Origin of the sequence: Coleofasciculus sp. (assembly GCF_046539235.1) — a bacterium.
In the GTDB taxonomy this organism is placed as follows: Bacteria; Cyanobacteriota; Cyanobacteriia; order Cyanobacteriales; family Coleofasciculaceae; genus Coleofasciculus.
The window spans coordinates 1-9,025 of the sequence record NZ_JBKHHI010000274.1 but is presented as its reverse complement, the minus strand read 5'-3'; the positions used below and the strand labels follow the sequence as shown (position 1 = coordinate 9,025).

At 46.3% G+C, this 9,025-nt stretch carries 6 protein-coding genes; 2 read left to right on the top strand and 4 right to left on the bottom strand.

Going from position 1 to position 9,025, the window contains the following annotated elements:
- Both ACLFWI_RS20880 and ACLFWI_RS20875 read right to left on the bottom strand, forming a co-directional pair.
- On the bottom strand, positions 1 to 505 hold a 505-nt coding region (locus ACLFWI_RS20880), incomplete at its 3' end, for a DUF1499 domain-containing protein (RefSeq protein WP_446414509.1).
- Between the two features lie 148 nt (positions 506 to 653).
- Positions 654 to 1,973, bottom strand: coding sequence for a dihydroorotase (locus ACLFWI_RS20875; protein WP_446414508.1), 1,320 nt, complete (start codon positions 1,971 to 1,973; stop codon positions 654 to 656).
- 209 nt (positions 1,974 to 2,182) lie between these two features.
- On the opposite strand from ACLFWI_RS20875, the gene lepB reads away from it, so the two are divergent.
- The gene (gene lepB / locus ACLFWI_RS20870) at positions 2,183 to 2,812 is read left to right on the top strand and encodes a signal peptidase I (protein WP_446406897.1); all 630 of its coding nucleotides are present in this window, start codon (positions 2,183 to 2,185) and stop codon (positions 2,810 to 2,812) included.
- A gap of 737 nt (positions 2,813 to 3,549) precedes the next feature.
- Positions 3,550 to 5,997, top strand: coding sequence for a 5'-nucleotidase C-terminal domain-containing protein (locus ACLFWI_RS20865; RefSeq protein WP_446414510.1), 2,448 nt, complete (start codon positions 3,550 to 3,552; stop codon positions 5,995 to 5,997).
- Positions 5,998 to 6,028: 31 nt separating this feature from the next.
- On the opposite strand, the gene ACLFWI_RS20860 is transcribed toward ACLFWI_RS20865, so the two are convergent.
- Together ACLFWI_RS20860 and ACLFWI_RS20855 are read right to left on the bottom strand one after the other, a co-directional pair.
- Positions 6,029 to 7,324, bottom strand: coding sequence for a glycosyltransferase (locus tag ACLFWI_RS20860; RefSeq protein ID WP_446414507.1), 1,296 nt, complete (start codon positions 7,322 to 7,324; stop codon positions 6,029 to 6,031).
- A 158-nt stretch (positions 7,325 to 7,482) separates the two neighbouring features.
- Positions 7,483 to 8,688: a histidine kinase dimerization/phospho-acceptor domain-containing protein gene (locus ACLFWI_RS20855; protein WP_446414506.1), complete on the bottom strand. Its 1,206-nt coding sequence runs from the start codon at positions 8,686 to 8,688 to the stop codon at positions 7,483 to 7,485.
- Between the last annotated feature and the right edge of the window lie 337 nt (positions 8,689 to 9,025).

The window sequence follows — 9,025 nt, the reverse complement described above, 5'->3', positions numbered from 1 at the left end:
GTTCGTTGAATTTGGCGCGAATGGTTTCCACCCGTTTGCGGTTTACGCCTAAATCGGATTGTCCTAAACGCGATGCTGAACGAACATGGATAACATTCGCCCCTTCATCTAGGAAAAATTCCACGTCATCGACGAACCCGATCAGCTTCGTGGAGAATTCGGCGTAGAGATAATTCTCAGTTTCCGTGATAATTTTGGTTTTTTCCATGTTTTCAATCACGGTTTTCAGGTCAGCTATTGCCTTAGCTGGTGTTGATTTGTAGGTTAATGGCTCAATTTTATGTTGAGCATCTTCAGCTTGACTATTGACACAGTTTGGGGTTTCGGGACAGGCAGTTAATTTCCCTGACTCAACACCAAGATTCGTGGGTCGTTTTCCAGCAAACATCTCTCCTCCTGAAACAGTTAAGGTTACGCCTATAGAACAGGCAACAATGAAAATTAAAGCAATCAAGACGATCAAAATAGCTTTAAGTGGTGATCGCTTTTGCGCCTCTAATGTCATAGTGTTTGTCCTTTGTCATTCGTCATTTGTCCTTTGCCTTAATTAATCATTCAGACCGGGTGGGTTTGAGGGATAGCAAAAGGCAGAGGGTAGAAGGCTCCAAGGCAGAAGGTTTATTAATCCTTGAGCCAAGGGAATAGTCACAGTTTTACCCATCAAACCTCAAGGCTTGACCGCGTACATCTGTGTGCAGTTTGCCCCATTCATAAGCCACTTTACCCCCAACAATAGTGATCACCGACCATCCGGTTAAGTTCCAGCCTTCAAAGGGACTCCAGCCACATTTAGTTAATAGTTCCTCTCGCCGCACCGGACGGTAATTTTCTAAGTCTACTAAGACCAAATCGGCATCATAACCGGGAGCGATCGCGCCTTTGTTGGGAATGCGATAGGCTTTAGCTACAGCCGTAGACATCCAGTTGGAAACTTGGGCAAGGGTACAGCGTCCTTGTATGGCTTGGGTGAGCATTAAGGCTAAGGATGTCTCCACTCCTGGCATTCCCGATGGACTATCCGGATAGGTTTGGGCTTTTTCGTCTAGGGTATGAGGGGCGTGATCCGTGGCAATAAAGTCAATGACGCCATCTAATAGCGCTTGCCAAAGGGTGGCATTATCCTGGGGCGATCGCAAGGGGGGATTCATTTGCGCCAATGTGCCGATTTTCTCATAGGCGCTGGTATTTAGCAACAGGTGTTGGGGTGTGACTTCAGCCGTTACCCAAGTGGGTTTATCTCGACGGAGTAACTCGGCTTCCTCCCCGGTAGACAGATGCAGAATATGCAGCCGTCGCTGATACTTTTTCGAGAGTTTTAGCGCCAGTTGAGTCGCATTTAGGGCGGCTTGATTATCCTGAATCTGGGAGTGAATCGCCGGATCATTAATTCCAGCAAATTTTTCCCGCCGTTCCCGGATTCGCTCTTGATCTTCGGCATGAACAGCAATCAGCCGGGTTCCCTCGGCAAAAATGGGTTCTAGGGCTTCCTCGCTATCCACTAATAGCCCCCCCTTCATCGAACCCATAAATATCTTAATCCCACAGGTCGGCTGTGCCTCACGCAGATCCGGCAAATTTGCTGGCGTCGCGCCAATAAAAAAGCCGTAGTTAACTAAGCACTTCTCGGATGCCCGTTTCAGCTTATCGTCTAAGGCGGCTTGAGTTGTGGTTAGGGGGCGAGTGTTGGGCATTTCCAGAAATGAGGTAACACCTCCCTTGGCACAAGCACAACTGGCGGTAAATAAGTCTTCCTTATGTTCTAAGCCCGGTTCGCGAAAATGAACTTGTGGATCGATGACTCCCGGCAACAATGTTAAACCTGTCGCGTCGATTTCCCTATCTGCCGAAGCTGAGATGTCTGGGGCAACTTGGACAATTTCTCGACCACGAGTGAGGACATCTCCCAGCAAAATGTCCCCTGTGGGCATGAGAATACGAGCATGGCGGATTAATAAGCAAGAGTCAGAGGACATAAGAAAATGCTAAAATTCCCAATAGCTTCAGTATTCCTACTTTAAAGCGAATTTTGTCCAGTTACTAGAGGAACCGCTTTGGTTACAACCGCTTCGGTTACATTGGAAGAGATGAGCCTACTAATCGGCTGATTTTCCTCCGCTGATTTTCCTCCATCGTCTTTTCCTCCATCGTCCAACTCGTGATTGCTTAAGGTGATTCAACGGCTATGACTCGTGCCCAAAATCGAGACTCGGAAAAACAATCGGTACAAAAGCCAGAAAATCCCTGGGTAGAGGGATTAAAGACCATTGGCTTGAGTGTTTTTCTCGCGATCGGGATTCGCAGCTTTGTGGCAGAAGCGCGGTATATCCCTTCGGGTTCTATGGAACCCACTCTACAGATTAACGATCGCTTGATTATTGATAAGATCAGCTATAACTTCCGTCAACCCCAGCGCGGAGATATTGTGGTCTTTTCTCCCACAGAGGCGCTCAAGCAGCAAAATTTCCAAGACGCCTTTATCAAGCGGGTGATTGCTCTTCCTGGCGAAACCGTGGAGGTGAAGGGAGGACGAGTCTATGTCAATGGTCAATCCTTGCGGGAACAATATATCGAAGAGGAACCCGAATACAGCTACGGACCGGTGACTGTGCCTGAGGACAACTATTTGGTGTTGGGAGATAATCGCAATAATAGTTACGATTCTCACTATTGGGGTTTTGTCCCGCGTGAAAATATTATTGGACGAGCGATCGTCCGCTTTTGGCCCCTCAATCGGGTAGGTGAAGTCGATGTGATCGAATCTGTGGCTCCAGAAGCATCTCCTCCAACCCAGATGCAACAGCCAGTAGACTAAAACGTTTTCGGTGAAGCTTGCAGGAAAGCCGAGGAGCAGGGGAAGGGGAGAAATTTCTCCCCTTTTCTGTATGACCTGATACCCATGTCATAACTCAACGGAAATACAGAATCTAAAGAAAAAATTTAAACAAAAATATAATGCTAAACTTTTTATAAAGAATGGAGAAATTTACTATACTTATGAGGGGAATTCATCGCGCACATCGGGAAAAGATCGCACGTCTATGCGCCCCTACGTCGCCTCAATTACCGGGTAGTGAATCCGAATCTGACTGTTCTGTATATTGACGAATATACCTCAAGGGTTGCGATCGCACCTATCCAGGGTACTCCTGCACCTTGGTGGGAAAGCTAGCACTCCCCCCACCCTGACTTATGTAAAGATTCTGTAAAGATTAAACACTTAACATAAAGACTTGATAAAGATGTAAATTATTAAAAAGCAATTAACCATTTCTTTACAAAACTTTGGCAAAATATATTTGTACTCAAAAAGAATAGAAATACTACCAAGTAAGCGGCTTTGTATCTGTAATTTAGGTTACAAAAAAGGACGAAAAAACGAGAAGAGGTCAATTGCGCCGTGATAGCGCTGTGCATAAATTCCTCGATTCGCTTTCTCTTCCCGTTTATGCCCTAGCTGAGGATTACACCTGAACAACCTGAGTTTTTTGTTAATTAAACATGGCTAACTTTACACTTCAGTTATTACATGCTGCCGACCAAGAAGGGGGAATCCCAGCGATAGACGACGCGCCGCGTTTTTCGGCTGTCCTCAATGCCCTGAAAACTCAAGATATTGATGGTATCCCTGGGGTTGACTTTCCCAATACCCTGGTTTTATCGTCTGGAGATGCCTATATTCCGGGTCCCTTTTTCTCCGCCAGTAGAACCGCGTTTGGTGGTGCTGGACGAGGCGATATCTTAATCCAAAATGAGTTAGGCTTTCAAGCGATCGCCTTTGGTAACCATGAATTTGACCTGGGTACGGGTGCGATCGCGGATTTGATTGCGGCGGATGGTGATTATCCGGGAACTCAGTTTCCCTATCTCAGCGCCAACCTGGATTTTAGCAGTGATGAAAAATTAGCGCCCCTTGTGATGGCGGATGGACAAGAAGCCGACACCATTCCGAATAGTATTGCAGGCAATACCATTATTACTGTGAATGGGGAACGCATTGGTGTTGTTGGTGCCACTACACCAACCTTACCCCAGATTTCCTCTCCCGGTGATGTCGGCGTTGCGCCGATTGAATTTGATTCCGCCAATCCCGCCGATATTCAGGCGTTAGCCACAGAAATTCAAGACTCGGTCGATACCCTGCTGACTAATAACTCAGATATCAATAAAGTCATCCTGCTGGCGCACATGCAGCAGATCGGGATTGAAGAACAACTGGCTAGCGCTTTGGCAGATGTAGACATTATTGTCGCTGGGGGTTCCAATACTCTGCTAGCCGATGAAACGGATCGCCTCCGCGCTGGAGATGAAGTGGAAGGTGCTTATCCTATTCTCAAGACAGCGGCTGATGGTAATCCCATTGCTGTGGTTAACACCGATGGGAACTATAAATACGTGGGTCGCTTGGTGGTTGACTTTGACGAGAACGGTGTAATTATTCCGGATAGCATCGACCCTACTATCAGTGGTGCTTACGCCACCGATGAGGAAGGCGTCGCCGCTGTGGGTGGCACTCCTGACCCGGATATTGTGGATATTACCCAGACGTTGCGGGATGTCATCGCCAGCCAAGAGGGTAATATTTTTGGCAATACCGAGGTCTTTCTCAATGGGACGCGCAGCGATGTCCGCACCCAAGAAACCAACTTGGGAAATCTCACCGCCGATGCGAACCTGGCGATCGCGCAAGAGTCTGACCCCAGTGTAGTCATTTCCCTGAAAAATGGTGGCGGGATTCGGGATAACATCGGTTTCGTCACCTATTCCCCTGGTTCAACAGAACCCGAAGATATACTCAAACTCCCGCCCCAACCCAACCCCCTCGCTGGTAAGGAAGAAGGAGATATTTCTCAACTGGATATTTCCAACTCCCTCCGCTTCAACAACGGGTTAACCTTAGTCACCGTCACCGCCCAAGAACTCCTGGAGATTATTGAACATGGTGTTTCCCAGACAGAACCCGGTGCAACGCCAGGGCGGTTTCCCCAAGTTGGGGGGATGGCGTTTAGTTTTGATGCTGATTTGCCCGTCGGCGATCGGGTTCAATCCCTGGCGATTCAGGATGGTGATGGTAATGTCACGGATGTGGTTGTTGCCAATGGTGAACTGATCGGCAATCCCGATCGCAGCTTCCGCATGGTTACATTAGCCTTTCTCGCCGGTGGTGGCGATGGTTATCCTTTCCCGATGGGAGACTCTGCCAATCAAGTCAACTTGGCACAAGCCGACGATGCACCTCGCACAGGGGTAGCTACGTTTGTGCCGGATGGTTCTGAACAAGATGCGTTAGCGGAGTATTTGGCAGACAATTATAGCCAAACGCCCTTTGATAATCAAGATGTACCTCCTGCACTCGACACTCGCATTCAAAATCTAGACGTTCGTAGCGATACCGTCCTCGGTGAAGGCGTGATCGCGGGAACGGATGCGGCAAATACCCTGGTTGGTACCACAAATCAGGATTTAATTCTCGCCTTTGCCGGGAATGACCTCGCTGCTGGTGAACTCGGTGATGATGTGATCCGAGGTGGCGATGGTGATGATGTACTGCGGGGGGATCACAATAGCCGCAGCGCCCAAGTGGGTAAAGCTGGGGGTGATGATATCATCTACGGGGGTGCAGGGAGCGATCGCATCGGTGGTAAGAGTGGTAACGATACCCTATTGGGTGAAGCCGGTGATGATCAAATCTGGGGCGATGATGGCGATGATATTATTTACGGCGGTTTGGGTAATGACACCTTAACCGGCGATGATTTCTCCGGTGGTCAAGGGAGTGATACCTTTGTTTTGGCTGTAGGAGAAGGGACGGACACCATTGTTGATTTTGAAGTGGGAACTGACGTGATCGGTTTGGCAAATGGTCTCACCTTCGGTCAGTTGTCCTTTAGTGAACAAGATGGGAATACCTTAATTAAGTCGGCAGATGATACGGTGTTGGCTATTCTCAATCAGGTGAATGTCGATCATTTAACCGAGACTTCTTTTAGGGTGTTTTAAAACCGGATTCATCCCACGCTGTAATTTTAATTCAGCGTGGGGTACTGATCGCCGGATCAGCTAACGTGCCTTGATCCAAAGATACAAAAAACTGTCTGATCTTGTCGTCTCGTAAGTTCAACCATTTCTCTAAATGTCTGCTATAGGCTTTTGCCTTGTCTTTCCCATCCGGATTATTTAATAGCACCGTTATTGCTTGGTTAATCTTATCTGGATTAATAGTCGTTCGACGGATTCTCTTGGCAAAACCTTTTCGCACCAGACAGTCGAGATTGTATTCTTGTTCGTACATCATTCCCACCCCCACAACGGGTTTACCCGCCAACGCTGCGGTCATCACGGTGCCAATACCGCCATGAATCACAGCGATGTCAGCCAGCCGATTCACCGGCAAAGCAGGTAGCCAATCGGTCAGAAGCACATTAACCGGAACGTTTATATTTAAACCTTCTGTTTTTCGCTGCATCGGGGAAATCACATTAAAGGGTTGCTCCCTAAACCCTTCTACTATTGCTTTGATTACAGAAGGTCGTCCAGAACTGCCCATGGAAAAATAGACTAGAGGTTTATCTTGATTCACCCATTCAAGTACGGCTTGGGGGATTTCTTTATCCAAGTTTGCAATTAGCGGACCAATATAATAGTAGGATTGGGGTAGTTTTTCCAATCCGGAAAAGTCGTCTGGTTCAGCCAATAAATTGTAATCGCCTTGCCAAAGTTCGTAGATGTCTTTGAGGGGCTTAACTTGATAGTCCTGTGCCACTGTATTCAACGGTTTGAGAATCGCCCTGCTGAAATAAGCAACAGCCCGCTTGGTTAGCCATTGCAACACAGTTTCTGGTAGGTGTCTAATCAGGGGACGCTCAAGATCATCCATATAGGAACCCAGTCCCTGATCAATTATCGCTTCCATATCCCAGGTGGATTGTGTCAGCCACACCAAGGGTATTTTTGCCACACGACGGGATATTGTTACCGTGGTATTGAAGCCTGTAATCGCGGCGAGAGGACGCAGGTTTTGCAGGAAAGCTATTTCATTTTTCACTCGTTCGCGGGTTTCTGTTAAAGAAAAAAATGATCCCAGTTTCTCTCCTTGATCAATCTGATAGAGATGTTCGATTTTCTGGGGGGTCAGGCGAGGCGACAACTTCGTCAGCGCAAATCCTGCATCTTCAATGAGTGGTTCAAACTGTCCTCCGTAGCTAGCAAAGTATACATCAAACCTGTGGCGACATGCTTTTGCCACTTCCAGTGTTCGCGTAGTTTCCGCTAAATTCCATGTGGCTGGGAAAAATACTAAGGAGTTGGATGTATTTGTTTCTTTCATTCTCTGAAAATAGGGTGATAATAAAGTTTTATGAATTTAGCTAAAGTCGTACATTGTAATGCTTGTAGGTTGGGAAAACGCAAGGAAACCCAACTGATCTGGTTCCAGAGGCTAGGTTTTGCTCAAATCAAGCAGATTAATCGTAGATAGGCAGGAATTTACTCCTTGTAAAGATAGCGCAATCCTAAATGTTGAGCGATTTTTTCCCAAAGCACTTCTTCACGGAAAGGCTGACCGATAAAATCATTGCAGCCAACTGATAAAACCTGAGAAATATCTTCAGAAGAATCACTAACAAGCAAACCAATAATCACAGTGGCTTGTTCTTGAGAAAAACTGCGGCGGAACTTCTCGACAGAGCGAATTCGGCGAGTGGCTTGATAGCCATCCATTATCGGCATTCGCATATTCATTAAAATTAGGTGAGGCAAATAGCTGGAGCGAATGTCCACCGCTTCCTGACCATTTTCAGCTTCGCGAACACAAAAGCCGATAGATGTCAGCATCTTAACCAAAAAAACTCGCATCTGTGGACGATGTTCCACCAGCAAAACCCGATAGTGGGGTTGATTGGGTGCTAGTCTAATCACCTGGCGATTGTTTTGAGGGGTCTGAATTTTATCGGCTTTGGCAATGGCAATCTGACTATCATAAGCCGATGTTGTGTTTTTCCCCAAGAGAATCTGATCAAGTAATTCCGATAGATGTTCCCCTGAATGCTTAATCACACCTAAATAGTGCTGGTGTTGAGGAGAAAGGGATGATTCGCGGCTCATCAGTTGGCTGAAGCCAAGGATAGTACTCAGAGGGGTGAGCAGTTCGTGACTCATGTTAGCTAAAAATTCACTTTTCGCCCTGTTCCCTGCATCAGCCGCTTCTTTCGCTAGGGCGAATAAGCGGGATTGAGCTAAAAGCAAAACATGCATATTCAGCAACCGTCGCTGTCCATCTTCTCTTTCAATCATAATCGGCTCATAAGCTAACGATGCAGGACGATTTAGCGCTAAGTTTACGGCTTTTTCTATGGAACAAGTGTTACTCAGCAGCAGGTACTTTTCGGCTAATTTTTCGGTATTAAAAATCCCTTCTGTTTTGGCAATCATTTTCCACAACGAGCGAATCGGGCGTTTGAAGAACGTCTCTAACCCATAAGGACGACTGAGCCACTCAAAAAATTGGGTTCTGGAAATTACGCCGATAATTTGATTCGCATCCGTAATGATCACACCGGGTAGTTCTGCATGCTGCTGGAATTCTTGGGCGACAACCTGACCTAATGTGGTTAATTCCACTTGAAAGTCATGGCTAGGGAGGTGAGTCAAGGTTGAATCGAGTGTCAGCTTATCTAATTGTTGAACAAGCACAATTCTAATTCAGTTTTTTAGGGTTTACTCAAGTTAGTAGATTGATGCACTTGATTGACTTGGTGATAGTTTTATTTTTGACTACAGTAAAGTTTATTTTGGGGATCAAATTGATTATAACAAATGGATTTTATTTCTATAATTGGTTTAATATAAGCTTCAAGGAAATAGCCATAGTTTTTACTAAGGCTTTTTAGAGTTAAGATTGAATTAATTTTCGCTTAATGGCTGGTTGTTATAAAATCTTTAGCTAACGCGAGAGCGTCTATTCGGTAATAAGTAGTCGGACAAAACTAAAGTTGACGGTTGAGATTGGGAAACTCACGGGCTGGGAACA

What these genes read in the sequence shown, in the direction of transcription:
- lepB (WP_446406897.1), top strand. Translation starts at nt 2,183, where the DNA reads ATGACTCGTGCCCAAAATCGAGACTCGGAAAAACAATCGGTACAAAAG.
- ACLFWI_RS20860 (WP_446414507.1), bottom strand. Translation starts at nt 7,324, where the DNA reads ATGAAAGAAACAAATACATCCAACTCCTTAGTATTTTTCCCAGCCACA.
- ACLFWI_RS20875 (WP_446414508.1), bottom strand. Translation starts at nt 1,973, where the DNA reads ATGTCCTCTGACTCTTGCTTATTAATCCGCCATGCTCGTATTCTCATG.